The organism is Caenimonas terrae (assembly GCF_042655405.1).
Classification (GTDB): Bacteria; Pseudomonadota; Gammaproteobacteria; order Burkholderiales; family Burkholderiaceae_C; genus Ramlibacter; species Ramlibacter terrae_A.
Genome location: NZ_JBHSMF010000009.1, coordinates 1,010,812 through 1,035,697, shown reverse-complemented (window position 1 = coordinate 1,035,697; position 24,886 = coordinate 1,010,812). Strand labels below are relative to the sequence as shown.

The 24,886-nt window shown below is 68.7% G+C and carries 24 protein-coding genes and 2 tRNA genes; 9 read left to right on the top strand and 17 right to left on the bottom strand.

The window, feature by feature from the left end:
• Window positions 1-71: 71 nt before the first annotated feature.
• The 3 genes from ACFPOE_RS18785 (at window position 72) to ACFPOE_RS18775 (ending at window position 2,772) form a co-directional block, all read left to right on the top strand.
• Window positions 72-1,046: an NADPH:quinone oxidoreductase family protein gene (locus tag ACFPOE_RS18785; RefSeq protein ID WP_376851815.1), complete on the top strand. Its 975-nt coding sequence runs from the start codon at window positions 72-74 to the stop codon at window positions 1,044-1,046.
• 50 nt (window positions 1,047-1,096) lie between these two features.
• Window positions 1,097-1,172: transfer RNA gene (locus ACFPOE_RS18780), tRNA-His, on the top strand.
• A gap of 76 nt (window positions 1,173-1,248) precedes the next feature.
• Window positions 1,249-2,772, top strand: coding sequence for a NosD domain-containing protein (locus ACFPOE_RS18775; RefSeq protein WP_376851814.1), 1,524 nt, complete (start codon window positions 1,249-1,251; stop codon window positions 2,770-2,772).
• A 9-nt stretch (window positions 2,773-2,781) separates the two neighbouring features.
• Here ACFPOE_RS18775 and ACFPOE_RS18770 read toward each other — a convergent pair whose 3' ends face one another.
• The 8 genes from ACFPOE_RS18770 to uvrC all read right to left on the bottom strand — a co-directional run bounded on the left by ACFPOE_RS18770 (window position 2,782) and on the right by uvrC (window position 11,015).
• A complete protein-coding gene (locus ACFPOE_RS18770; RefSeq protein ID WP_376851813.1) occupies window positions 2,782-4,716 on the bottom strand; it encodes a SurA N-terminal domain-containing protein in 1,935 nt (644 codons plus the stop codon).
• A 60-nt stretch (window positions 4,717-4,776) separates the two neighbouring features.
• Window positions 4,777-4,852, bottom strand: a tRNA-Val gene (locus ACFPOE_RS18765).
• Between the two features lie 23 nt (window positions 4,853-4,875).
• Window positions 4,876-5,148 carry an HU family DNA-binding protein gene (locus ACFPOE_RS18760; protein WP_141512898.1) on the bottom strand — a complete coding sequence of 91 codons (273 nt, stop codon included), beginning with the start codon at window positions 5,146-5,148 and terminating at the stop codon, window positions 4,876-4,878.
• A gap of 293 nt (window positions 5,149-5,441) precedes the next feature.
• On the bottom strand, window positions 5,442-6,527 hold the full coding sequence (locus ACFPOE_RS18755; RefSeq protein WP_376851812.1) for a tartrate dehydrogenase: 1,086 nt from the start codon (window positions 6,525-6,527) through the stop codon (window positions 5,442-5,444).
• Entirely contained in the window at window positions 6,524-7,408 is an 885-nt protein-coding gene (locus ACFPOE_RS18750) for an alpha/beta fold hydrolase (RefSeq protein WP_376851811.1), read from the bottom strand. The genes ACFPOE_RS18755 and ACFPOE_RS18750 overlap by 4 nt, the downstream gene beginning before the upstream one ends.
• 32 nt (window positions 7,409-7,440) lie before the next feature.
• Window positions 7,441-8,331 carry a DMT family transporter gene (locus ACFPOE_RS18745; protein ID WP_376851810.1) on the bottom strand — a complete coding sequence of 297 codons (891 nt, stop codon included), beginning with the start codon at window positions 8,329-8,331 and terminating at the stop codon, window positions 7,441-7,443.
• Window positions 8,332-8,335: 4 nt separating this feature from the next.
• Window positions 8,336-8,902, bottom strand: a complete 567-nt coding sequence (gene pgsA / locus ACFPOE_RS18740; RefSeq protein WP_376851809.1) for a CDP-diacylglycerol--glycerol-3-phosphate 3-phosphatidyltransferase — start codon at window positions 8,900-8,902, stop codon at window positions 8,336-8,338.
• Between the two features lie 67 nt (window positions 8,903-8,969).
• Window positions 8,970-11,015, bottom strand: a complete 2,046-nt coding sequence (gene uvrC, locus ACFPOE_RS18735; protein ID WP_376851808.1) for an excinuclease ABC subunit UvrC — start codon at window positions 11,013-11,015, stop codon at window positions 8,970-8,972.
• Window positions 11,016-11,036: 21 nt separating this feature from the next.
• Here uvrC and earP point away from each other — a divergent pair, with 21 nt between their 5' ends.
• Window positions 11,037-12,065 (top strand): elongation factor P maturation arginine rhamnosyltransferase EarP, encoded by a 1,029-nt coding sequence (gene earP, locus ACFPOE_RS18730; protein ID WP_376851807.1) that lies wholly within the window; start codon window positions 11,037-11,039, stop codon window positions 12,063-12,065.
• On the opposite strand, the gene ACFPOE_RS18725 is transcribed toward earP, so the two are convergent.
• Window positions 12,062-13,708, bottom strand: coding sequence for a phosphoethanolamine transferase (locus ACFPOE_RS18725; RefSeq protein WP_376851806.1), 1,647 nt, complete (start codon window positions 13,706-13,708; stop codon window positions 12,062-12,064). The two genes, earP and ACFPOE_RS18725, sit on opposite strands and share 4 nt — an antisense overlap.
• Window positions 13,709-13,898: 190 nt before the next feature.
• On the opposite strand from ACFPOE_RS18725, the gene efp reads away from it, so the two are divergent.
• Together efp and ACFPOE_RS18715 are read left to right on the top strand one after the other, a co-directional pair.
• On the top strand, window positions 13,899-14,453 hold the full coding sequence (gene efp, locus ACFPOE_RS18720) for an elongation factor P (protein WP_376851805.1): 555 nt from the start codon (window positions 13,899-13,901) through the stop codon (window positions 14,451-14,453).
• Between the two features lie 67 nt (window positions 14,454-14,520).
• Window positions 14,521-15,318, top strand: coding sequence for a heme-dependent oxidative N-demethylase subunit alpha family protein (locus tag ACFPOE_RS18715; protein ID WP_376851804.1), 798 nt, complete (start codon window positions 14,521-14,523; stop codon window positions 15,316-15,318).
• Here ACFPOE_RS18715 and ACFPOE_RS18710 read toward each other — a convergent pair.
• Window positions 15,315-15,944 (bottom strand): hypothetical protein, encoded by a 630-nt coding sequence (locus ACFPOE_RS18710; RefSeq protein WP_376851803.1) that lies wholly within the window; start codon window positions 15,942-15,944, stop codon window positions 15,315-15,317. The two genes, ACFPOE_RS18715 and ACFPOE_RS18710, sit on opposite strands and share 4 nt — an antisense overlap.
• A 129-nt stretch (window positions 15,945-16,073) precedes the next feature.
• Between ACFPOE_RS18710 and ACFPOE_RS18705 the strand changes: the two genes are divergently transcribed.
• Window positions 16,074-16,937, top strand: coding sequence for an LOG family protein (locus ACFPOE_RS18705; RefSeq protein ID WP_376851802.1), 864 nt, complete (start codon window positions 16,074-16,076; stop codon window positions 16,935-16,937).
• Window positions 16,938-16,981: 44 nt separating this feature from the next.
• Here ACFPOE_RS18705 and ACFPOE_RS18700 read toward each other — a convergent pair whose 3' ends face one another.
• The 4 genes from ACFPOE_RS18700 to ACFPOE_RS18685 are packed head-to-tail and all read right to left on the bottom strand — an operon-like array spanning window position 16,982 to window position 21,708.
• Window positions 16,982-18,124, bottom strand: coding sequence for an MFS transporter (locus ACFPOE_RS18700; RefSeq protein ID WP_376851801.1), 1,143 nt, complete (start codon window positions 18,122-18,124; stop codon window positions 16,982-16,984).
• Between the two features lie 8 nt (window positions 18,125-18,132).
• Window positions 18,133-19,476 (bottom strand): DNA recombination protein RmuC, encoded by a 1,344-nt coding sequence (locus tag ACFPOE_RS18695; RefSeq protein WP_376851800.1) that lies wholly within the window; start codon window positions 19,474-19,476, stop codon window positions 18,133-18,135.
• A 13-nt stretch (window positions 19,477-19,489) separates the two neighbouring features.
• Window positions 19,490-20,473 carry a 2-hydroxyacid dehydrogenase gene (locus ACFPOE_RS18690; RefSeq protein WP_376851799.1) on the bottom strand — a complete coding sequence of 328 codons (984 nt, stop codon included), beginning with the start codon at window positions 20,471-20,473 and terminating at the stop codon, window positions 19,490-19,492.
• Entirely contained in the window at window positions 20,470-21,708 is a 1,239-nt protein-coding gene (locus ACFPOE_RS18685; RefSeq protein ID WP_376851798.1) for a citrate transporter, read from the bottom strand. The genes ACFPOE_RS18690 and ACFPOE_RS18685 overlap by 4 nt, the downstream gene beginning before the upstream one ends.
• Before the next feature lie 237 nt (window positions 21,709-21,945).
• On the opposite strand from ACFPOE_RS18685, the gene ACFPOE_RS18680 reads away from it, so the two are divergent.
• Both ACFPOE_RS18680 and ACFPOE_RS18675 read left to right on the top strand, forming a co-directional pair.
• On the top strand, window positions 21,946-22,170 hold the full coding sequence (locus ACFPOE_RS18680) for a CsbD family protein (RefSeq protein ID WP_376851797.1): 225 nt from the start codon (window positions 21,946-21,948) through the stop codon (window positions 22,168-22,170).
• Window positions 22,167-22,763 carry a hypothetical protein gene (locus tag ACFPOE_RS18675; protein ID WP_376851796.1) on the top strand — a complete coding sequence of 199 codons (597 nt, stop codon included), beginning with the start codon at window positions 22,167-22,169 and terminating at the stop codon, window positions 22,761-22,763. The genes ACFPOE_RS18680 and ACFPOE_RS18675 overlap by 4 nt, the downstream gene beginning before the upstream one ends.
• Before the next feature lie 3 nt (window positions 22,764-22,766).
• Here the strand turns inward: ACFPOE_RS18675 and ACFPOE_RS18670 are convergent, their stop codons facing one another.
• The 3 genes from ACFPOE_RS18670 to ACFPOE_RS18660 are packed head-to-tail and all read right to left on the bottom strand — an operon-like array spanning window position 22,767 to window position 24,852.
• Window positions 22,767-23,492, bottom strand: coding sequence for a nitroreductase (locus ACFPOE_RS18670; protein ID WP_376851795.1), 726 nt, complete (start codon window positions 23,490-23,492; stop codon window positions 22,767-22,769).
• On the bottom strand, window positions 23,489-23,926 hold the full coding sequence (locus ACFPOE_RS18665; protein WP_376851794.1) for an acyl-CoA thioesterase: 438 nt from the start codon (window positions 23,924-23,926) through the stop codon (window positions 23,489-23,491). The genes ACFPOE_RS18670 and ACFPOE_RS18665 overlap by 4 nt, the downstream gene beginning before the upstream one ends.
• Window positions 23,923-24,852, bottom strand: a complete 930-nt coding sequence (locus ACFPOE_RS18660) for a histone deacetylase family protein (protein WP_376851793.1) — start codon at window positions 24,850-24,852, stop codon at window positions 23,923-23,925. Before ACFPOE_RS18660 ends, ACFPOE_RS18665 begins: the two co-directional genes overlap by 4 nt.
• Window positions 24,853-24,886: the final 34 nt, after the last annotated feature.

Here is a 24,886-nt window from a genome sequence, read left to right as displayed (position 1 = left end):
GGGCCGGTCGCCGCCGGGACAATCGGGGCATCCGGCCGCGTCCTATCATCGAATGGTTTGAGGAGAAAACAATGCACGCCTGGCTTTGCGAAAACCCCACGGGCATCGACGCGCTCCAGTGGAAGGAACTGCCCACGCCGCAGCCCGGCGCCGGCGAAGTGCTGATCGAGATCAGGGCCGCCAGCCTGAACTTCCCCGACCTGCTGATCGTCCAGAACAAGTACCAGATGAAGCCGGCGCTGCCCTTCGTCCCGGGCTCCGAATACGCCGGCGTGGTGCAGGCGGTGGGCGAAGGCGTGACGCAGCTCAAGGTCGGCCAGAGCGTGGCCTGCCTGTCGGGCACCGGCGGCTTCGCCACCCACACGATCGCACCGGCGGCGCTGTGCATGCCGCTGCCGGCGGGCTTTTCGCATGTGGATGCAGCCGCCTTCATCATGATCTATGCGACATCGCACCACGCGCTGGTGGACCGGGCGCAACTGAAGGCCGGCGAGACCGTGCTGGTGCTGGGCGCGGCCGGCGGCGTCGGCACCGCGGCGATCCAGATCGCCAAGGTGATGGGCGCCAGGGTGATCGCGGCCGCATCCACCGACGAGAAGTGCGAGCTGTGCAAGTCGCTCGGCGCCGACGCCACCATCAATTACACGAAGGAAAACCTGCGCGATGCGATCAAGGCCGCCACCGGCGGCAAGGGCCCCGAGGTGATCTATGACCCGGTGGGCGGCGACTTCGCAGAGCCCGCGTTCCGCTCGATCGGCTGGCGCGGCCGCTACCTGGTGGTCGGTTTCGCCGCCGGACCGATTCCGGCGCTGCCGCTGAACCTGCCGCTACTCAAGGGCGCGTCGATCGTCGGCGTGTTCTGGGGCGACTTCGCCAGGCGCGAACCGCAGGCCAACGCGGCGATGATGAAGGAGCTGGCCCAGTGGTACGCACAGGGCAAGATCAAGCCGGTGATCGACCGCACCATGCCCATGGCCGAGCTCAAGGAAGCCTATGCGCACATGGGTTCGCGCGGGGTCAAGGGCAAGCTGGTGATGGTCAACTGAGGCGGCATCCGCGGCGACGGCCGCGTCCCGGCTATAATCCTGCACTCGCGGTGGCTGTAGCTCAGTTGGTAGAGTCCAGGATTGTGATTCCTGTTGTCGTGGGTTCGAGCCCCATCAGCCACCCCACCCTCTCATCGAAGGCCTCCGGCACCCTGCTGGAGGCCTTTTTCGTTCTACGATCCGGCAACACGGGGAGAACGACATGCGAACTGGATTGCTTGCCGGCATCGCCAGCGCCCTGCTGCTGGCCGGCTGCGGCGGCAACTGGGGCCCGAACGACAACCCGGAAAACGGCACGCCGCTGGTGGTCAGCAAGGAAGGCGACGACGGCAGCGACGGCACGCTGCGCTGGGCCATCCTGAAAAGCAACGCGGATCCGGGCAAGTTCAGGATCGTGCTCACGCCCACCGCCGGCGGCACGCTGGTGATCAGGCCCCTGTCGCAATTGCCGCCCCTGGTCGGCCCGGCGCGCATCGAAGGGCCATGGACCGGGACCGGGACGCCCACCGTCGCCCTCGACGGCTCGCCGTGGCTCGACCTGACGCAGTTCTCCGTGCCCGGCGCGCCGACAGCCTGCCCGGGCGAAACGGCGGGCCAGTTCGGCCCCAACACCCGTTCGCTGAGCCATCCCGGCTTGCAGGTAGCCGATTCGCGCGACGTCGAGATCACCGGCTTCGAGGTGCGCAACTTCTGCATCGGCATCATGTCCCTGCGCAGCCACGACAACTTCATCCACCACATGCGGCTGGTCGGCAATCTCGGTGCGGCCGGCATCCTGGTCACGGGCGACGACGGCTCGGCCGCCGGCGGCGCCGCCGGCAACAGCACCCACAACGTGATCGAGCGCAACGTGTTCCTGAACAACACGGACGGCCTGGACGTGGCGCGCGGATCGTCGGGAACCGTCGTGCGCGCCAACAGCTTCACCATCGACGCCAACGGCATTGCGTCCTCCGGCATCGAGATCATCTCCAGCGCCAACGTGCTGCTCGATGGCAACCGCCTGGAAGGCTATGCGACGGCGCTGCAGCTGGGCGCGGACGGCCACACCGTCACCGGCAACACGCTGGTGAACAACACCATCGGGCTGCAGATGGGCGGAACCGGCTACAAGGTGACGGGCAACACGGTGACCGGCAACCGGGCCGGCGTGGTCCAGACCAGCGGCGGCACCAAGCTGAACACCGTCAGCCAGAACCTGATCTACGCCAACGGCCAGGACATCCACCGGTGCGGGCCGCTCAACGGCGCCAGCATGGTCTCCGATTCGGGGGTCTGCCCGGACCAGGCGGCGCAGAATTCGCGGCTGGACTTCAGCCTCAACGGCTTCGACGGCTCGATCCCCAACGACGATGGCTCCGCCTGCCCGGACCGCATCCCCGATTGCACGCCACCCCAGAACTACCCGGTGCTGTCCGGATCGGCATTCGGCTCGAACGGCTTCACGGTGAACGGCACGCTCTCGTCGCGCGCCAGCATGACATTCACCATCGAGGTGTTCGCCAGCCGCGGCGACGGCGTCGCCGGCCGAGGCGAAGGCGAGGTGTACCTGGGCAAGGTCGACGTGAACAGCAACGCCGCCGGCCTGGCAACCTTCTCGTTTGCCGCCGGCAGCGACCCGCTCAAGGACGGCACCAAGAAGGTCTACTTCACCGCCACCGCAACCCGCATCGCCAACGGCCAGACCTCGGAGTTCAGCCTGCCGCAGCTGGTGCAGCGGCCCTGAGCGACGCGCTCAACGCGCCACCACCAGGCCGTCGCTGCGCGCGCTGGCCGGCTTGGGCACCTTGATCTCGGTCTTGAAGCGGTCCTTGAGCATGTTGTAGTACGCCATGTTCTCCGCCTGGCCCCAGGCCCGCGAATACTGCTGCAGTTCCTGCTTGGCCGCTTCCGCGGTCGCCGGCTCGCGCGGCAATACCTTGACGACCTTGACCACGGCATAGCCTTGCGGCCCCAGGTCCACGCCGACGAAGGCCGGCAGCGCCGCCGGGTCGGCGCGCAGGGCGGCCTCCACCAGTCCGGGCGGCTGCTTCTGCGCGTCTTCACGCGACACCGTGATGGCAGGCTGCAGTTCGGCGGATGCCGGGTTGGCCTTCCAGGCCGCCAGCTTGGCCATGCCTTCCTTTTTCGCCAGCTCGGCACCGCGGGCCGCCACCAGGCGCTCGCGGACCTGCTCCTTGACCTCCGCGAAGGGCCGCGCATGCGCCGGCGTGTACTTCACGATGCGCCCCGACGCCAGCTGGCTGGGGCCGGTTTCCGTGGCCTCGGTGTTGCGCTTCTTGTCCACCGCGTCCGGCGCGAACAGCGCCGACAGGAACTTCGGGCTGGCCAGCGGGCCCTTGGCACCAGGCGCAGGCAGCCGCGTGATGCCGGAGGCCGTCTGCACCTGCAGCTTCAGCTTGTCGGCCGCCGGCTTGAGGCTGTCGGCCTGTTCGTAGACGGCGTTGCTGAAGATGTCCGCGGCTTCGGCGAACTTCTTGGTGGCCTGCTGCTTCTTCAGCTCGGTCTCCAGCTGCGGCTTCATCTCCTCGAAGCTGCGCTGCTTGGGCGCCTTGATGTCGGTCACGCGGATGATGTGGTAGCCGAACTCGGTCTCCACCACGTCGCTGATCTCGCCCTTCTTCAGCGAGAACGCCACGTCCTCGAACGGCTTGGCCATCGCGCCGCGGGCGAAGAAGTCCAGGTCGCCGCCCTTGGCCGCCGAACCCGGATCCTGGGAATTCTTCTTCGCCACCTCGGCGAAGCTGTCGGGCGCCTTCTTCACCGCGGCCAGCAGCTGCTCCGCCTTGGCCTTGGCCTTGGCGCGCTCCTCGGCCGGCGCGCCCTTGGGCGCCGCCACCAGGATGTGGCTGGCGCGGCGCTCTTCCTGGCCGGTCAGGCGCTGGATGTTCTGGTCGTAATAGGTCTTCAGGTCCGCTTCCGGCACGCTGATGTCTTTCATCACGGCGTCCGGGTCGAGAACCACGTACTCGATCACCGCTTCTTCCGGCGCCTGGAACTGCGCGATGTTCTGCTTGTAATAAGCCTCGAGGTCGGCGTCGCTTGCATTGACCTTGGCCGCGAACGCCGGGGTGGCGAACATCGCCGTCTGCACCTCGCGCTTCTCCAGGAAGGAATTGATCGCCGTCGACGCCACGGCGCCGGTCGCCAGGGTGCTGCCGCCCAGGCCTGCCAGCACCTGGCGCATGGACACGTCCTGCCGCACGCTGTTCTCGAACATCTCGGGCGTCATGCCCTGGCCGCCCACCAGCTGGCGATAGCGCACCATGTCCAGCTTGCCGTCGGGCCCGCGCAGCGAAGCGATCAGCTGGTTGCTTTGCAGCTCGCGCGCCAGCTGGGCGTCGCTGGTCACCAGCTTCGACTGCACTGCTGCCGCCGCCAGCACCCGCTCGCGCACCAGCCGCTCCAGCGTGGTGTAGCGCGCTTCGGGCGTGTCGAACATCTTGGGGTCGAGGTTGGGCGCGCTCTGGCGGATCCGTTCGACCTCCGCCTTGTGGGCGTTGTCCCAGTCGCTTTGCAGGATGTCGTGGCCGTCGACCCGGGCCACCGGCTCGCCCTTTTCCTTGTAGCGGTTGTAGCCCTCGAGCCCGAACAGCACGAACGAGGGGAAGACCAGCAAGAACAGCACGAACTGCATGACCTTGGTGTGCTTGCGGACGAAATCAAACATGCTGAAAACTCACTAGTGCAGAAAACACAAAAGGCGAACATCTGTTCGCCTTTTCTCGGGTGGTGGGTGCTGACGGGTTCGAACCGCCGACCTACGCCTTGTAAGGGCGCCGCTCTACCAGCTGAGCTAAGCACCCCACCGGGGGAAAAATGGCCCCGTTCAGTTCAGCGCATCCTTGAGCGCCTTGCCCGGACGGAACTTGGGAACCTTGGCAGCCTTGATTTTAATCGCTGCGCCGGTCCGGGGATTGCGGCCTGCCCGTGCGGCCCGTTTGCCGACCGCGAAGGTGCCGAAACCGACCAGCGAAACCGAACCGCCCTTTTTGAGCGTTGTCTTGACGGCACCGATCATCGATTCCAGCGCGCGCGTCGCCGCGGCCTTGGAGATGTCGGCATGTTTTGCGATGTGCTCAATCAGTTCGGTTTTGTTCACAGGGGCCCCTCGTCAGAGAAAGAGTTGATCAAGTTGTCTCTTCAAAAAATATTTGTCTCCCCAACCCTGCACCGGCGCAAGCCATGGAGATGCAAGGAAGCGGGAGACTTTTTGTCGTGGCGCAAAGCCACTGGAGCGATTAAAGCCACGGACTCCCACCCTGTCAATACGACATGCAGCTTTACAACACGGGGCGTCGATTCCGGGCCCTCCGAGCGAGCATTGATGCGGGTTTGCGGCCTTTCATGCTGCGCCGCAGTGCAACTAAATCACGCATCCGCAACGCGGCAGCGCTACAGCGCAGAGGCGATCGCACGGCCCATGTCGGCGGTGCTCGCGGTGCCGCCAAGGTCCCTGGTGCGGGGCGCACCGCTTTGCGGCGCGAGCACCTTTTCGATCGCCCGCAGCACCGCATCGTGCGCGTCCTTGTGGCCCAGGAAGTCCAGCATCATCGCGCCGCACCAGATCTGGCCGATCGGGTTGGCGATGTTCTTGCCGGCGATGTCCGGCGCCGAACCGTGCACCGGCTCGAACAGCGAGGGAAACTTGCGGTCGGGGTTGAGGTTGGCGCTGGGCGCGATGCCGATGGTGCCGGTGCAGGCCGGCCCGAGGTCGCTCAGGATGTCGCCGAACAGGTTGCTGGCGACCACGACGTCGAAGAAGTCGGGCCGCTGCACGAAGTGGGCGGTGAGGATGTCGATGTGGAACTTGTCCTGCTTGACCTGCGGATACTTCTTCGCCATCTCCTCGACCCGCTCGTCCCAGTACGGCATGGTGATCGCGATGCCGTTGGACTTGGTCGCGCTGGTCAGGTGCTTCTTCGGCCGCGACTGCGCCAGGTCGAAGGCGAACTTCAGCACCCGGTCGACGCCGAAGCGCGAAAAGACGCTTTCCTGCATGACGATCTCGCGCTCGGTGCCGGGGTACATGCGCCCGCCGATGCTGGAGTACTCGCCCTCGGTGTTCTCGCGCACGATGTACATGTCGATCTCGCCGGGCTGGCGCGGCGTGCCGTCGCGGCGCACCACCGGCGCGATGATGCCGGGCATCAGGCGCGCCGGCCGCAGGTTGATGTACTGGTCGAACTCGCGCCGGAACAGCAGCAGCGATCCCCACAGCGAGACGTGGTCGGGGATCTTCTCGGGCCAGCCGACGGCGCCGTAATAGATCGCGTCGTGGCTGCCGACCTTGTCCTTCCAGTCCTCGGGCATCATCCGCCCGTGCTTCTCGTAGTAGTCCCAGCTCGAGAAATCGAAGTGGTCGAACTGCAGGTCGATGCCGAACTTGGTGGCGGCCGCCTCCATCACGCGCACGCCCTCGGGCATCACTTCCTTGCCGATGCCGTCGCCCGCAATGACGGCGATTCTCTTCTTGCTCATGGTGCTCTCCTGAAAAATGTCATGGCTTGTTCCAGCAGAAGGGCCGGCGCCTCTTCCGCGATGTAGTGGCCGCAGGGCAGGCTGGCGCCCGCCACCTGCAGCGCGCGCTCGCGCCACAGCGCCAGCACGTCGAAGCATTGGCCGACCGCGCCGTGCTCGCCCCACAGCACGCGCAGCGGCTGCTCCAGCCGGCGCCCGGCGGCGATGTCGGCCCGGTCGTGCTCCAGGTCGATGCCGGCGCCGGCGCGGTAGTCGGCGCAGATCGCCTGGGCGCTGCCCGGGATCCGGATGCAGCGTTCGTAGTCGGCCAGCGCCGGCGGCGCGAAGACGGCCAGCCCGGCGTGCCGCCTGCCCATCACGCTGCGCAGGTAGCGCACCGGGTCCGGCTCGATCAGCGCCTCGGGCAGGGGCGGCGGCTGGATCAGGAAGAACCAGTGCCAGTAGGCGGTGGCGAAGGCGCGCGAGGTGTTCTCGTACATCGCCAGCGTCGGCGCGATGTCCAGCAGCAGCATCCGCTCGACCGCCGCCGGATGATCGGCCGCCAGCCGGTGCGCGACCCGCGCGCCGCGGTCGTGCGCCAGCACCTGGAAACGCGGGAAGCCGGCCTGCTGCATCACGGCAAGCGCGTCGAGCGCCATTTCGCGCTTGGAGTACATGCGGTGCGATTCGTCGTCGGCGGGCCGGCCCGAATCGCCGTAGCCACGCAGGTCCATCCACACCACCGTGAAATCGCGCGCCAGCTGCGGCGCCACCAGGTGCCACATCGCATGGCTTTGCGGATGCCCGTGCAGCAGCAGCAAGGGCGGGCCCTGGCCGGCGCGCCCGGCCGCCAGCCGCACGCCGGCCCGCGCGACATCGAAGCTCTCGAATTCAGCCAGCATCGCGTGATTCTGTCACCGCAGCTCCCGCCGGGTCAGGCCCGCGCCGGTGCCGCGGCGCGCACCACCAGGCTGACGCCGAAGGCGGTCAGCGCCATGCCAGCCAGCGTCAACGGGGTGATGGGTTCGGCGAACAGCAGCCACGCCATCAGCGCCGTGCACGGCGGCACCAGGTACAGCAGGCTGGTGACCGCAGTGGCGGCGCCGCGCTGGATCAGCAGGTACAGCAGCGAACTGCCGCCAAGCGTCATCCCCAGCACCGACCAGCCCATCGCCCCGACCATCTCGCCGCTCCAGCGGATGGTTTCGGTCTCCAGCAGCGCCAGCGGCAGCGTGACGCCAAAGGCGGCTGCCAGCTGCACCAGGTTGGCGGTGCGCACGTCGCACGGCGCCACGAAGCGCTTCTGGTACAGCGTGCCCACCGTGATGCAGACCAGCGCGATGAAGGCGCACAGCAGGTTGGCGGGGTGGATCTCGCCCAGCCCCAGCTTGTTCCACACCACCATCGCCAGTCCCGCCAGCCCCAGCGCCAGCCCCGACCACTGGCGCGCCGTCACCCTGCCCCCGCGCGAGCTGACCCAGATCGCAGTCAGCACCGGCTGCAGGCTGACCAGCAGGGCCGCCAGGCCCGCGCCCATCCCCAGCTTGACGGCGGTCCAGACCCCGCCCAGATAGCCCGCGTGCATCAGGACGCCCGTCACGGCCAGGTGGACGTATTGCCGGCCACCCGAGGGCCAGGCCGCCCGCACCGCCAGCGCCCAGGCGACGAAGCACAGCAGCGAGAAGAAGTAGCGCAGCGCCAGGAACTTCATCGGCGGCGAAAACGGCATGCCGAAGCGCGCCACGATGAAGCCGGTGCTCCAGATCAGGACGAAGACGACGGGCATGGCCCGGACCAGGGCATCCTGGCGGGAAGCATTGGCCATCGCGCTACTGCACCCGCTTGCGGATCTCCGGCAGCGCCTTCTGCAGGTAATAGACCATCGACCAGACGGTCAGGATGGCTGCGATCCAGATCAGCCCGGTGCCCCAGGGCCGGGTGTCGATCAAGCCGAACAGCTCGTCGTCGAACAGCAGGAACGGGATCGCGACCATCTGCGCGGTGGTCTTGAGCTTGCCCAGCATGTGGACCGCCACGCTCTTGGCAGCGCCGATCTGCGCCATCCACTCGCGCAGCGCCGAGATCGCGATCTCGCGGCCGATGATGATCAGGCCGACGAACACGTCGGCCCGCCCCAGGTGCACCAGCACCAGCAGCGAGGCGCAGACCAGGAACTTGTCGGCAACGGGATCGAGGAAGGCGCCGAAGGCCGAAGTCTGGTTCAACTTGCGCGCCAGGAAGCCGTCGAGCCAGTCGGTGGCGGCGAACACCACGAACATCACCGTGGCGATCAGGTTCTGCGTCTCGGGCTTGAGCCCGAGATAGAACACCCCCACGATCAGCGGAATCGCGACGATGCGCGTCCAGGTCAGGATCGTCGGGATCGTGAGGAACATGCCCCGATTCTGTCAGAAGAACAGCGGGCATCCGGAAGCGGACAGCGGACGCAGGACCGCATCCGCTTCAGTGGAGCGCCCGATAGATCTCTTCGGCCAGGTCGCGCGAGATGCCGTCCACGGTGGCGATGTCGTCGACGCCGGCGGCGGCGACGCCGCGGATGCCGCCGAAGCGCTGCAGCAGGCGTGCCCGCTTCTTGGCGCCGATGCCGGGAATTTCCTCCAGCTTGCTGCCGCCGACCCGCACCTTGGCGCGGCGCGCCCGCATGCCGGTGATGGCGAAGCGATGCGCCTCGTCGCGGATCTGCGCCACCAGCATCAGCGCCGCCGAATCGCGCCCGAGCGAGACCTTGGCGCGGCCGTCGGCGAACACCAGCTCCTCCAGCCCCACCTTGCGGCCCTCGCCCTTCTCGACGCCGACGATCAGCGACAGGTCCAGCCCCAGTTCGGCGAACACCTCGCGCGCCATGCTGACCTGGCCCTTGCCGCCGTCCACCAGCACCAGGTCCGGCATCCGCTGGGCCCCGGGCTTGGCCGGGGCTTCCACGGCGGCGGCCGCGTGCGGCTGCGCCGCAACCGGCGGCTCGGGCGGCGCCGGCTCCGGCGGCGTGGCATCGGGCGGATCGCGGCCCTGTTCCGCCAGCCGGGAATAACGGCGCGTCAGCACCTGGCGCATGGCGGCGTAGTCGTCGCCGGGCGTGATGTCGTTGATGTTGAAGCGGCGGTACTCGCTGTTCTGCATCTTGTGGTGATGGAAGACCACGCACGAGGCCTGCGTCGATTCGCCCGCGGTGTGCGAGATGTCGAAGCACTCGATGCGGAACGCGTCCAGGTTGTCCGGCGCCAGGTCCAGCGCCTCCACCAGGGCGCGGGTGCGCGCCTGCTGCGAGCCCTCCTGCGCCAGCAGCCGCGCCAGCTGGATCTCGGCGTTCTTGTCCGCCATCTCCAGCCACAGCCGGCGCTGCTCGCGCGGATTGTGGACCGCCGTGATGCGCACCCCGCTTTGCTGCGACAGGGCCTCGATCAGCTCGCGGCTGACCGCGACGCTGGTGATCAGCGCCGGCGGCGCCGGCACGCCCAGGTAGTGCTGCGCGATGAACGCCTCCAGTACCTGCACTTCCACCGGCTGCGGCGGCACGGCGCCGGTGGCGCCTTCCTCCGACTCCATGAAGTCCTGCACCGCCGAGGCTTCCTCGATGTGGCTGGGGAAGGACGCCCGGTCGCCCAGGTGGCGGCCGCCGCGCACCATCGCCAGGTTGACGCAGGCCTTGCCGCCCTGCACCCTGACGGCCAGGATGTCGACGTCCTTGTCCGAGTTGTCCGAGCTGGTCTCCACCGACTGCTGGTGCAGCACCCGCGACAGCGCGCCCATCTGGTTGCGCAGCTCGGCCGCCTGCTCGAACTCCAGCCGGTCGGCATGCGCCATCATCCGCGCCTCCAGGTTGGCCAGCACGCTCTGGGTGTCCCCGCGCAGGAAGGCTTCCGCGCTCTGCACGTCGTACTGGTAGTCGTCGGGCGAGACCAGCTCGACGCAGGGACCCGAGCAGCGCTTGATCTGGTACAGCAGGCAGGGCCGGGTGCGGTTGGCGAACACCGTGTCTTCGCAGGTCCGCAGGCGGAACACCTTCTGCAGCAGCTGGATCGACTCCTTCACTGCCCAGGCGCTGGGATAGGGACCGAAGTAGCGGTGCTTGCGGTCGACCGAGCCGCGGTAATAGGCGACCCGCGGAAAGACAGCCGCCGAGGCGGCGGCGTCGCCCTCGCGCGGCTTGTCCGGCGTGCCGGTGATCTTCAGGTAGGGATAGCTCTTGTCGTCGCGAAACAGGATGTTGTAGCGCGGGTTGAGCGTCTTGATCAGGTTGTTCTCGAGCAGCAGTGCCTCAGCCTCCGAGCGCACCACCGTCGTCTCCAGCCGCACGATCTTGCCGATCATGTGGCCGATGCGGGTGCCGGCATGGCTCTTCTGGAAGTAGTTGGAGACCCGCTTCTTCAGGTCGCGCGCCTTGCCCACGTACAGCACGCCGCCGGCGGCGTCGAAATAGCGGTACACGCCCGGCATGTGCGGCAGCGCCGCCACCTGGGCCAGCAATTGTTCGGAATGCGCCTCTGACATGGCCCGTATTATCCCGGGACCATGCGCTGGGACATCTTTTGCAGGGTCATCGACAACCACGGCGACATCGGCGTCTGCTGGCGGCTCGCGCGCGGGCTCGCCGGCCGCGGGCAAGCGGTGCGGCTGTGGATCGACGACGCATCGGCACTTTCCTGGATGGCGCCGGACGGCGATCCTGGCGTGCAGGTCGGGGACTGGACCGAGTCGAGCGCGTTCGGCTCGCCCGGCGACGTGGTGGTCGAAGCATTCGGCTGCGAACTGCCGGACAGCGTCGTCGCCGCGATGGCGGCACGCCCGCGGCCGCCGCGCTGGATCAACCTGGAATACCTCACCGCCGAAGCCTATGCCGAGCGCGCCCACCGGCTGCCGTCGCCGGTGCAAAGCGGGCCGGGCAAGGGCCTGGCCAAGCACTTCTTCTATCCGGGCTTCACCGCGGCCACCGGTGGCCTGCTGCGCGAGCCCGACCTGTTGCAGCGGCAGGCGCAGTTCGACCGCGCTGCCTGGCTGGGCGCCCTCGGCATCGGCGCCGGCGGCGAACGGCTGGTGTCCCTGTTCTGCTACGAGCCGGCGGCGCTGCCGCAGCTGCTGCGGCAACTGGACCAGGCCAGCGAGCCGACCCGCCTGCTGGTGACAGCCGGCCGCGCCACCGCGGCAGTGCAGGCGGCGCTGCGCCGGCAGGCGGCGGCCAGGCTGCAGATCTCATGGCTGCCGCTGCTGACGCAGGACGGCTACGACCACCTGCTGTGGTCCTGCGACTTCAATTTCGTGCGCGGGGAGGATTCGCTGGTGCGCGCGCTCTGGGCCGGAGCGCCGTTCGCCTGGCAGATCTATCCGCAGCAGGACGATGCCCATCACGCCAAGCTGGCGGCCTTCCTGGAGTGGCTGCAGGCGCCGCCGTCGCTGGGCGCCTTCCACCTGGGCTGGAACGGCATCGCGTCGGCGCTGCCGCCGCTGGAGCTGCCCGCCTGGCAGGCGTGCGCCGCTGCCGCCCGCGCGCGCCTGCTGCTGCAGGACGACCTCGTCACGCAGCTGCTTCGCTTTGCCCCCTAGTGGGAGCGGCAGGGCGCGAACAGGTCGAAGCGGCGCTCGTAGGCCGAGGTCTGAACGCCGAACACGCCCAGCAGCGTATGGAACAACTGCTCGTGGCTGGCGGCCTCGGGCTTGGCGTTGCCCCTGAGGCACTGTTCGTCGATGCCCAGGGTGGCGCGAAACGACGGCGACATCCACAGCACGAAAGGCACCCGGGTCTGCACGTGCGGCGCGATGGCATAGGGCATGCCGTGCAGGAACAGGCCGCCCTCGCCCAGCGACTCGCCATGGTCGGAGACATACAGCATCGCCGTGTCGTGGGTCTGCTGGGCCTGCTGCAGGAAGTCGATCACCTTGCCCAGGAAAAAGTCGGTGTACAGCAGCGAGTTGTCGTAGGCGTTGACGATCTCGGCCGAACTGCACAGGCGCAGGTCCTCGCTGCGGCAATCCGGCTGGAACCGGCGCAAGGACGGCGGGTAGCGCTTGAAGTAGGCCGGCCCGTGGCTCCCCAGCTGGTGCATCACCACCAGCAGGTTGCCCGTGCGATCGCGCAGGACCTGGTCCATGCCTGAGAGCAGCACCTCGTCCAGGCACGTGTCGCCGGTGCAGAACGGTGCGATGCCGGCGTGATCGAGCTGGTCGATCGGCAGCCCGTCGCAGACCCCCTTGCAGCCTGACTGGTTGTCGCGCCACAGCACCTGCACGCCGGCGCGGGCCAGCACGTTGAGCACCGATTCGTGGGTCTGGATCTTTTCTTCGTCGTAGCGGCTGCGGCCGTAGGGCGAGAACATGCAGGGCAGCGAGACCTCGGTGGAGGTGCCGCAGGCCACGGCGTCGGGAAAGCTGATCACGTTGCGCCGGGCCAGCTCCGGGTTGGTCTGGCGGGCATAACCGTTGAGGGAGAAGTTCTGCGAACGCGCCGTCTCCCCCACCACCAGCACGAACAGGGTCGGCCGGGCGCGGGCCGCCCCGGCGATCTTCGCGTCGGTCCCGATCGCCAGCTTCGGCTGGGTCGGCCGCTTGGCCCGGCCCCAGACGTTGGCGCTGAAGGATGCGACGACGTTGCCGGGCGTGATCAGATAGCGCATCTCCTCGTTGTTGCGCATCAGCGAGGCGAAATCGGCGAACACCAGCAGCATGCTGCCCAGCCCCAGCGCCGCTGCCGCCAGCACCCAGCCGGCCCGCACCATCAGGCCGCGCGCCAGCGGCCGCGCCTTCAGGCGGGGCCACCACAGCAGGGCCGCCGGCAGCGCGCCGAACAGCAGCACGTGCACCGCCGTCCCCAGGCCCACCAGCTCGCGCGCCTCCTTGTAGTTGGTGGCCAGCACGTTGGCCAGCATCGCCCGGTCCAGGTAGACCGAATAGCGCTCGATGTAGTAGGAGGCGCCGGCGCTGACCAGCAGGACCAGCGTCAGCAGCGGACGCACCGTGAACCGGCTGGACACCAGCGCCGTGGCGGCGACGTAAAGCGCGGTGATCGAGACGAACAGGGCGGCCGAAAAACCCCAGGTGCCGGGCTGGTGCCAGCTGCGGCCCGCCAGCGCGGCGTGCCAGAACGGGCCGTTGCCGACCAGCATCACGAAGGCCGCACAGGCCAGCACCAGCGTCTCAGGGTGGACGGCGGGACGCGCCAGCCACGGCCGAACCGCGACGGAGATTCTCATGGGCGCAGAGTATGCCTGCCGGCGCTGGCCGAGCCCGCAGCAGGGGCTGGCCGGCGGGGCCAAGCGCCCCGGCTCAGCCGGGGTCATCAAAAAACGCTAAAATTCAGGGCTTTGCGCTTCAACGCGCCCCGCCGCAGCCACCACGCCCAGCGCGTTTCCAGCGGCCTATTTTTTCGCCAAACCTCAAGCTATGAAAACCGCTCAAGAAATCCGCGCCGGCAATGTGATCATGCACGGCAAAGACCCGATGGTCGTCCTGAAAACCGAATACAGCCGGGGCGGACGCAATTCCGCCACCGTGCGCATGAAGCTCAAGAGCCTGATTGCCAACTTCAACACCGAAGTGGTGTTCAAGGCCGACGACAAGATCGACCAGGTGGTCCTGGACAAGAAGGACTGCACCTATTCCTACTTCGCCGACCCGATGTACGTCTGCATGGACAGCGAATTCAACCAGTACGAGGTCGAGGCCGAGAACATGGGCGACGCGCTGAACTACCTGGAAGACGGCATGCCGGTCGAAGTGGTGTTCTACGACGGCAAGGCCATCTCGGTGGAACTGCCCACCAGCGTGGAGCGCGAGATCACCTGGACCGAGCCGGCCGTCAAGGGCGATACCTCGGGCAAGGTGCTCAAGCCCGCCAAGATCGCCACCGGCTTCGAGATCGGCGTGCCGATCTTCGTGGCCCAGGGCGACAAGGTGGAAATCGACACCCGCACCGGCGAATACCGCAAGCGCGTCTGACCAGCCGCTGCCGCAGGCAAGCGGCACAATCCGAAGGCTCCGACAGGAGCCTTTTTTTCATTTCGCCATGGATTTCGACTTCGACCAGATCGCCGTGCCCTTCCGCATGCAGCCCGGGCTGCGGCGGCTGGAGGCGGGCGCGCCGCAGCTGACGCGGCTCGATCCGGACGGCGCACTGGCGCGCGAGAAGCGGCTGGTGGTCGAGGCCGGCCAGTCGCGCCTGCTGGTGCCGGGGTTCGATCCGGCACCGGCGCTGGAGGCGATCGCCGACCGGGCGCGGACCGATGGCATCGCGCTGCGGCCCGGCCAGCCGGTCGAACTGGCCTGCGAGGAAGACCTGGCCATCCTGGACGGCGCCAGCACCACCTTGCCCTGGCTGTGCGTCTGCGTGCCGTCGCACTGGGCGCCGGAGGACAAGCTGGGGCTGTCGTTTGCCGCTGTCCATGCGCCCGTGGCCGACAACGCACTGCTGCTGGCCGCGGGCGGCAAGCTGGTGCAACTGGTGACCGCCGGCGACTGCTGGGAGCGCTTCGTCTGGACCGTGACGCCGTCGCCGCGCCACGACCAGCATCCCCGGCGCCATCCGCGCCAGCCCTGGCCGCCAGCGGACGACGCCCAGGCCTTCGCCGGGCAGTGCTTCCTGCGCGCCGAGCGCCAGACCTTCTTCCCGGTGGGCCGCGGCACCCGCCAGGCCGTCTTCACCATCCGCGTGATGCTGCAGCCGCTGGCCGATGCGGTCGCTCCGGGCGGGCAGGCGCAGCGGCTGCGCGACGCGCTGGCGTCGATGAGCGACGCCGTGCTGGCCTACAAGGGACTGGAGCGGGCGCGCGAACCGCTGCTGCGGTGGCTGGACGGCCGGCGCTAGAACCGGCGCCGCAGCGCCACCCAGAGCACCAGGCCGGCGACCAGCGCGATGCCGATCACCGCGGCCCACAGCAAGGAACTGATCGAGGCGTTGGCGCTGGGCGCCGGCGCGCTGAGCGCCTCGCCGTGCGGCCAGGGCTGGACATCGGGCAGCCACTGCAGCAGTTCGGCCGCCGCTTCGTCGCTGAACAGGTCCAGCGCCAGGCGCTGCAGGAGCGCCCCGGAGCCGTCGCCGGCGCGCAGCCACAGGTCGATGCGCGAGCCGCTGCTGCGCGCATAGGCGATGTCCCTGAGCGGCAGCTTGACCCGGCCCTCCTTGATGGCGCGCCCGGTGCGATAGCTGCCGGCGATGCGCAGCACGTCGGCGTGCACGCGCACTTCGACCTCGCCGCGAAACGGCAGGATCTCGATCGGCCCCGGCTCGCTGTCGATCATGCCGGCGCTGCAGGTGTGGCGCGCCGACGTGTAGGCGCCGCTGCGCATCGCGTTGAATTCCGGATTGGCCGGCTGCCCGATCAGCTGGGCCACCGTCAGGCGGCTGCCGTCGCTGGCCTCCAGCTCGTGCTCGCTGCTGAGGGTCTTCTTGATGCGCAGGCCGACGATGGTGCGGCGGTCGTATGGGCCCATACGGCGGCCTTCGTGCAGGACGTGATAAGCCATCGCCTTCAATGAGCCCCCCTGAGGTGCAATTTGCGCGCAAGCATAGCGGCAACGGCCCGGCGGCGCCAGAGGGCCGCAATGGACCAGAATGGCGCCATGAGCTCTACCCGCAACATCCACGACAAGCGCCTGTCGGACGCCTGGGCCACGCTGAAGGCCCATTCCGACGCCGGCCTGCCGCTCGACCCCGACGCCAGCCGGCTGGCCTTCGCCGATCCCGAATTCCTGCTGCGGCGCGAAACCCGTGGCATCCGCTTCCAGCTGGAACTGCTCAAACCCGACCTGGAGCAGCAGGCCCTGGGCATCGAGAACACCATCGTGGTGTTCGGCAGCGCCCGCTTTCGCAGCGAGGAGGAAGCGGCCGCGATGGTGGCGGCAGCCGAGGCCGGCGGCGACGAAACGGTGATCCGCCGCGCCCGCGCGCTGGCGCGCAACTCGCACTATTACGAAAAGGCCCGCGCCTTCGGCAAGATCGTCGCCCACCACAGCGCCGGCAAGGATCCCAGCGACATGCTGTTCATCTGCACCGGCGGCGGCCCCGGCATCATGCAGGCCGCCAACCGCGGCGCCCACGAGGGCGACGGCATCAGCGTGGGGCTGGCGATCGCGCTGCCGATGGAGGAAGCGGCCAACCCGTACGTCACGCCGGCACTGTCGTTCAAGTTCCACTATTTCGCCCTGCGCAAGATGCATTTCATGATGCGGGCCAAGGCGCTGGTGGCCTTTCCCGGCGGCTTCGGCACGCTGGACGAACTGTTCGAGGTGATCACGCTGGTGCAGACGCGCAAGGCCAAGCAGGTGCCGATCGTGCTGTTCGGCTCGGACTACTGGAAGCGGCTGATCAACTTCGACGTGCTGATCGAGGAAGGCGTGATCTCGCCCGACGACCTGAACCTGTTCCAGTACGCCGACGACCCCGTCGACGCCTGGAACATCATCAAGCAGTTCTATCGCCTTTGATCGGGTTACCGCCCTCTGCGTTCAGATAGGCGTCTCCGAGCCAATCAGTGCTCGGTGCGCAAGCCCCACGCCAGCCGCGTGCCCAGACCGACGGTGGCGCCGACGAACCAGAACACGCCGGCGATGCCGATGACGGCGCCGGCCAGGCCGAACAGCATGGGCATCGCGACGCTGGAGGCGTTGATGGCCATCATCCGCAGCGCCACCGCCTCGCCATGCCGGTGCTCCGGCGTGATCTGGTGCAGCGTGCTCATCACCATCGGCTGCACGCATCCGAGCGCCACGCCCAGCAACACCGAGCAGGCGCCCATCGACAGGGCCGAGCGCATCAGCGGATAGACCGCGAACACCAGCGCCGTCGCCGCCATGGCGCCAGTGATCACGGTGCGCTCCCGCACCCGCGACGCGATCAGCGGCAGCAGCACCCGGATCGCGGCCGCGGCGACGGCGAAGGCGCCCAGGATGCTGCCGATGACGGAGGCCGACAGGCCGCGCTCGTTGCCCAGCACCGGCACCACGAAGGTGTGCACGTCCCAGCAGGACGACAGGAACCAGTTCACCAGCAGCAGGCGCCGGAACATCGGCTCGCGCATCAGGTCCCACGCCTTGCCGGGTTGTTCGCCGGCCGGCCGCGCCACCGGCGGCAGTTCGTGCACCTTGCGCACGAACACCCAGGCGAACACCGGCACCAGCGCCATCAGCAGGAAGGCCAGCCGGAAGCCGCCATGGTCGATCACCAGCCCGGCGCAGAACGGGCCGATGAAATTGGAAAACGCCGGGCCGATTGACAGCCAGGAAAACACCTGCTTGAGCTGCGTCGGGTTCTCGGCCGCGCGGCCGACGTGGCGCTGGGTGGCGATCGACGCCGCGCCGGTCGCGCCGCCGGTCAGCAGCGCGCTCAGGCAAAGCACCGGCAGCACCGGAAAGGCGGCCGCCAGCGCCGCCCCGGCGAAGGCCGCGACCGCCGCCAGGCCGATCGGCAGCCGCAGGCCGTGGCGGTCGGCAAAGCGGCCGGCCGGCAACGACAGGAACACCTGCGTCAGCGCGAACAACGCCAGCATGATGCCGACCGCGGCGGCGCTGTAGCCCTGGCGCAGCGCCAGCAGCGGCGCCGCCATCCGGGTGCCGGCCATGCAGGCGTGGATGCAGACCTGGCCGGCGATGACGCGGGCCAGTTCCCGGTTCATGCTGCCGCTCATGCCGGCAGGTCTTCCTCGCCTTCGGCCGCCGGCGGCAGCAAGGCCTGCGCCTGTGCGTCGGGCAGCGCTTCCACCACCTTCAACGCGCGCCGCATCTGGTTGGTCCGGGTGCTGGCCGTGTCCAGCGTGTCGGACGCCTTGCGCACCTGTTCGCGGATCCGGTCGACCCAGGTGCCGTAGCGCTCGAATTCGGTCTTGACCGCGCCCAGCACCTTCCAGACTTCCGAGGCCTGCTGCTCCAGCGCCAGCGTGCGGAACCCCATGTGCAGGCTGTTGAGCATCGCCAGCAGCGTGGTCGGCCCGGCCAGCGTCACGCGGTAATCGCGCTGCAGGCTGTCCATCAGGCCGGGGCGCCGCAGCACCTCGGCGTACAGGCTCTCCACCGGAAGGAACAGGATCGCGAAGTCGGTGGTGTGCGGCGGGCACAGGTACGCCTCGCAGATCGACTTGGCCTCGGTGCGGATGCGCGACTCGAGGGCGCGCGATGCGATGTCCGCCGCCGCCGGGTCGGCGCGGTCCTGGGCGTCGAGCAGGCGCTCGTAGTCGTCGCGCGGGAACTTGGCGTCGATCGGCAGCCACACCGGCGTGCCGTCGGCGCTGCGGCCGGGAAAGCGGATCGCGAAATCGACCCGCTGGTTGCTGCGCGGCTTGGTCTCCACCTGCTTGGCGTACTGCTCGCCGGTCAGCACCTGCTCCAGCAATGCCTCCAGCTGCACCTCGCCGAACATGCCGCGCGACTTGACGTTGGTCAGCACGCGCTGCAGGTCGCCCACGCCCTGCGCCAGCGTCTGCATCTCGCCCAGGCCCTTGTGCACCTGCTCCAGCCGGTCCGCCACCTGCTTGAAGCTGTCGCCCAGGCGCTTGTCCAGCGTGGTCTGCAGCTTCTCGTCGACGGTCTTGCGCATCTCGTCGAGCTTGGCGGAATTGGTCTGCTGCAGCTGCTGCAGCTGGGCGTCGAGCGTGGCGCGCACCTCGCCCAGCCGCCGGGCGTTCGACTCGCCCAGGCTTTGCAGCTGCACCGACAGCGTGTCCGACAGCGTCTTCTGCAGCAGGGTGAGCTGCTGCGCGAACGCGTCGATCTGCGTGTTCTGGGTGCGGGTGGCTTCGGCGCCCTGCTTGACCAGCGCGTCCTGGAAGGTGGCCAGGGTCTGCGTCAGTTCCAGCCGGGCGCCGCGCGACGATTCGCTGATCTCGCGGCGCAGCTCGCGCTCCAGCCGCTCGTTGGCGGCCATCAGTTCGGCGCGGCCACCATCGGTGACTGCGGGCGGCTTGCGCACCACCAGGATGAACAGCAGGACGAGGCTGGCCAGAACCAGTGCAATGAGGATCCAGAGTTCCAAGAGGGCCTTCTTCTTACTTCTTCAGCACTTCGGGATTGAGCGGGGTCAGCGGCTTGCCGTGCACCAGGAAGCCGATCAGGTTGTCGGCAGCCAGGTCGGCCATCGCCAGCCGCGTGGGCATCGTTGCGCTGGCGATGTGGGGCGTGAGGACCACGTTGGGCACGGTCAGCAGCGCCGGGTGGACCTTGGGCTCGCCCTCGAACACGTCCAGGCCGGCGGCGGCGATGCGCCGCTCGCGCAGGGCATCCGCCAGCGCGGCGTCGTCGACGATGCCGCCGCGGGCGATGTTGATCAGGTTGGCGGTGGGCTTCATCAGCGCCAGTTCCCTGGCGCCGATCGCGTGGTGCGACGACGGCGAATAGGGCAGCACCAGCACCAGGTGGTCGGCCGTCTTGAGCAGTTCTTCCTTGTCGACGTAACGCGCCTTGACCTCCGCTTCCTGCTCGGGCCTGAGGCGCGAGCGGTTGTGGTAGATCACCTTCATGCCGAAGCCGTGCGCACCGCGGCGCGCGATCGCCTGGCCGATCCGGCCCATGCCCAGGATGCCCAGCGTCGAGCCGTGCACGTCGGTGCCGGCCAGCATGTCGTAGCTCCAGCGGTCCCACTTGCCGGCGCGCAGGAAATGCTCGCCCTCGGCGATGCGGCGGGCCGTCGCCATCAGCAGCGCGAAGCCGAAATCGGCCGTGGTCTCGGTCAGCACGTCGGGGGCGTTGGTGGCCAGCACGCCGTGCGCGGTCATCGCGTCGACGTCGAAGTTGTTGTAGCCGACCGCCATGTTGGCGACGATCTTCAGGCCCGGCGCCGCGTCCAGCACCTGCGCGTCGATGCGCTCGCTGCCGGTGGTGAAGGCCCCGGCCTTGTCCTTGAGCCGGTCGGCCAGCTGCTGCCTGCTCCAGATCTCGTCGGGCTGGTTGTGTTCGACCTCGAAGTGCTGTTCGAGCCGGGCGATGGTTTCCGGAAAGATCGCGCGCGCGACCAGGATCCTGGGCTTGTTCATGGCGTTCTGGAAGGTGCAGGGGATGAAGTCGCCGCGCCCGCCGAGGACTGCAACGGAGTGTCCGGATGCCAGCCCAGCACGAGCAGCAGCACGAGGAAGCCGATCACGTAGGCGACGGCCACGTGCCAGCCGCCCTTGAGCCAGGCGCCGACCGACTTGGCCTCGGGGTACATGTTGGACAGCGCCACGCCGGCCGACGAGCCGAACCAGAGCATCGAGCCGCCGAAGCCCACCGCGTAGGCCAGGAAGCCCCAGTCGTAGCCGCCCTGGCGCAGCGCCAGCGCGGTCAGCGGGATGTTGTCGAACACGGCGCTGATGAAACCCAGGCCGAAGGCGCTGTGCCAGGAGGCCGGCGGCAGCGCCTTCACCGGCATCATGGCGGCGCACATCACCAGCGAAAGCAGGAAGATGCTGCCGCGCAGCGCGCCCGGCAGCAGGCTCCAGGTCGGCCGCCGCCACGGCGCCGTCACCAGGATCGCGGCCCAGACGGCCAGCCCGATCACCGGCACATGCTCCAGCACCGCCGGCGCCGTCAGGTTGAAGAACACGTTGGCGCCGATGGCCGCCAGCAGGATGACGGCCACGATGGCCAGCCGCGGCCCTTCGAACGAGGCGTCCAGCGGGCTGTCCTTCATGATCGGCTGCAGCGCGTGCTGCTGGCGGGCGGCGATGACGCCGAAGATCAGGGTGGCGACGCCCGCGGCCGTATAGGCCTCGAACACCTGCATCGGCTTCACGCCGGCAATCCACATCATGGTGGTTGTGGTGTCCCCCACCACGCTGCCGGAGCCACCCGCGTTGCTGGCCGCGACGATGGCCGCCAGGAAGCCGATGTGGATCCGCTTGCGGTACAGCACGCCGGCCATGCTGCCGCCGATCATCGCCGCCGCGATGTTGTCCAGGAAGCTGGAGATCACGAACACCAGCAGCAGCAGGCAGAAGCCCCCTTTCCAGTCGTCCGGCAGGTAGCGCGGCAACAGCCCGGGCAGGCCGCTGCGCTCGAAGTGGTCGGCCAGCAGCGCGAACCCGAGCAGCAGGCCCAGCAGGTTGGCCAGCGTCACCCATTCGTGGGCCAGCAAGCCGGCCAGCCCCGGGAGCCCGGGCACGCCCGAGAAATCGCCCAGCGTGAGCTTGAACAGCGCGATCACGGCCAGGCCGGTGAGCGCGACCGCGAGGGTGTGGTGGTGGAACAGTGCGACGCCGAGCAGGGTCAGGGCGAACAGAATGAAATCCACGGGAATTCCCGCAACGGCCATGACGTCTCCGGTCAAATGTTGGATGTTTTGTGGCGCCGATTATGGGGCTTGCCCCGGCCGGCTCCCGCGCGCATGGCCGGGCCCGTAGGCACGCACCTACGGTGGCTGGCCTCGGGCGCCTACCCCGGCTGCGAGCCGGCGCGCCTAGGGTAGGAAGCCGCGGCAGCACGCGCATCCCGCCGGTCCGCTGCGGCCCACACCACCGGAGAAAGCACCATGAACCACGACAAGATCGAAGGCAACTGGAAACAGCTCAAGGGCAAGCTCAAGGAGCAATGGGGCAAGCTCACCGACGACGACCTCGACGTCATCGCCGGCAAGCGCGAGCAGTTGCTGGGCCGCATCCAGGAGCGCCACGGCATCGTCAAGGCGGAAGCCGACCGGCAGGTGAGCGAGTTCGAAGCGCGCAACCCGACCTTCGTCTTCGAGAAGTCGCAGTGAAGCCGCGCCGCCCATTGCCGCTGCGGCCGCTGGCTGCGGGGCTGCTGCTGGCGGCGTGCGCGCTCGCCGGCGCCGCCAACGCGGCATCGCTGGCGAAGGACGAATACCGCCTGGACCACGACCGCGCCCAGGCCGCCTACCGGCTGCAATGGGACAGCTGCCGGAAGCTGCAGGGCAATGCGAAGGACACATGCAAGGTCGAAGCCCGGGGCCGCTTCCAGCTGGCCAAGGCGCAGATCGAGGCCAAGTACAAGCAATCCCCGGCCAACGAGGACCGGGTCAAGCTGGCCCAGGCCGACGCGGACTACCGGCTGGCGCTGGAAAAGTGCGGCGACCTGCGCGGCAAGGCCAGGGACGTGTGCAAGGCCGACGCCAAGGCCGCCTCGGTCGCGGCGCACAGCGAGATCAGGCTCAGCCGGGTGGCGGTGGACAAGGGCATCTACTCGCGCCAGGCCATCGAGCAGCGCGACGACGCGCGCGAGGACAAGGCGGACGCCCTCTACGACGCCGCCAAGGAACGCTGCGGGGCGCTGGCCGGCGACGCCAGGGACGCCTGCCTGCGCGACGCCAAAAGGAAATTCCGCCGGCTGTAGCGGCTACCCGAGCCAGCGGGTGAAGGACGCCACCGGCTCGCGCGGCGTGTGGAAGCCGTTGACCAGGGCGGCCTCGTCGGCATAGCCCATCGACATGCCGCACACCAGCATCTCGTCCGGGCCGGCGCCGATGTGCGGCAGCACGATCTTCGCGTAGCCGTTCCAGGCCGCCTGCGGACAGGTATGCAACCCGCGGCCGCGCGCCGCCACCATGATGTTCTCCAGGAACATGCCGTAATCGAGCAGCGAGCCGCGCTCCAGGATGCGGTCGATGGTGAACATGAAGCCCAGCGGCGCATCGAAGAAGCGGTAGTTGCGCTGGTGCTGCGCATGCATCTTGTCCTTCTCGCCCTTGGCGATCCCCAGCAGGCCGTACAGGCTCCAGCCGTTCTCGCGGCGGCGGTCGATGTAGGGGCTGACCCATTTGCGCGGGTAATACTCGTATTCCTCCCGGTAGTCCTGCGCCAGCTGCGGATCGGCGTAGATCGCGTCGTGCGCGGCGCACACCTTGTCGGACAGGCTGCGCAGGCTGTCGCCCTGCAGCACGTAGACCTTCCAGGGCTGGGTGTTGGTGCCCGAGGGCGCGCGGCTGGCCACCTGCAGGATCTGCTCGATCGTCTCGCGCGGCACCGGCCGGGGCAGGAAGGCGCGGGTGGAAAACCGGCTGGTGATCGCGTCGTCGACGCTGGCGGGGTCATGCACCACGGTGCTGACTTGGGAGAGGGTCACTGCAGGGCCTCCAGGACGGTCTTGAGTCGGGGTGGCAGCTCGGTGGGGCGGCGCTGCGCGCGGTCCACATAGACGTGGATGAAGTGGCCCTTGGCCGCCGTCACCGGCTCGCCCTGGACGAACAGCCCCACTTCGTAGCGCACGCTGGAGCGGCCGATGCGGGAAACGCGCAGGCCCGCTTCCACGGTCTGCGGGAACTCCACCGGCGCGAAGTAGTTGCACTGGGTCTCGATCACCAGGCCGATGGTGTCGCCGTGCTGCACGTCCAGCGCGCCTTGCTCGATCAGGTGGGCGTTGACCGCGGTGTCGAACCAGCTGTAGTAGACGACGTTGTTGACGTGGCCGTAGGCGTCGTTGTCCATCCAGCGGGTGCTGATGGTGCGGAAGGCACGGTAGGCGCTGCGCGGTTCGGGCTGGGGTTTGGCGTCGGTCATCGCGGCTGATTCTGCCAGCGCTGCCAGTACTGCGCCGCGACCCGGAAGGTGTTGAGCTGCACCTGCACCGTGTCCTCGATCCGCACGCCGTAGCCGCCGGCCATCGCGAACGCCAGCGGAATGCGGCGCTGGAACGCCCAGTCGAACACCCGCCGGTCGCGCGCCTCCAGCCCGTCCCAGCTGAGTTTCAGCCGGCCCAGCCGGTCGCCCTCGTGCGGGTCGGCACCGGCCAGGTAGACCACCAGCGCCGGCTCGAAGCGCCGTTCCAGTTCGGCCAGCGCCTGCTCCAGCGCCTGCAGGTACTCGTCGTCGCGGCAGCCGTCCGGCAGGTCGACGTCCAGGTCGCTGGCCTCCTTGCGGAACGGGAAATTCTTCTGGCCGTGCATCGACAGCGTGAACACCGTCGGGTCGGCGCGGAAGATCCGCGCCGTGCCGTTGCCCTGGTGCACGTCCAGGTCGATCACCGCCACCTGCAGCGGCCGCGCACGCGACCGTCCCCATTCGGCCTGCAGCAGCCTGGCGGCAACCGCTGCATCGTTGAACACGCAAAAGCCCCCTCCCTTGTCGGCGCAGGCATGGTGGGTGCCGCCGGCGATGTTGGCCGCGACCCCGTCGCGCAACGCGGCCCGGCAGGCGGCGATGGTGGCGCCGACCGAGCGGCGCGCCCGGTCCGCCATCGCCTCGCTCCAGGGGAAACCGATCTCGCGCATCGCCTGCGGGCTGATCGAGCCGTCGCTGATCGCCTTGATATAGGCCGGGCTGTGGGCCAGCGCCAGTTCGCCGTCGCTGGCCGGCTCGGCCTGTTGCAGCCGGATCTCCGGGCGCTCGGCCGCCAGCCGGTCGCGCAGCAGCTGGTACTTGGCCATCGGGAAGCGGTGGCCCGGCGGCAGCGGCAGCACGAACTGCGTGGCGTAGAAGACCTGCATCGGCCGATTGTGTCCGGGCGCCGGGCGGAACCGG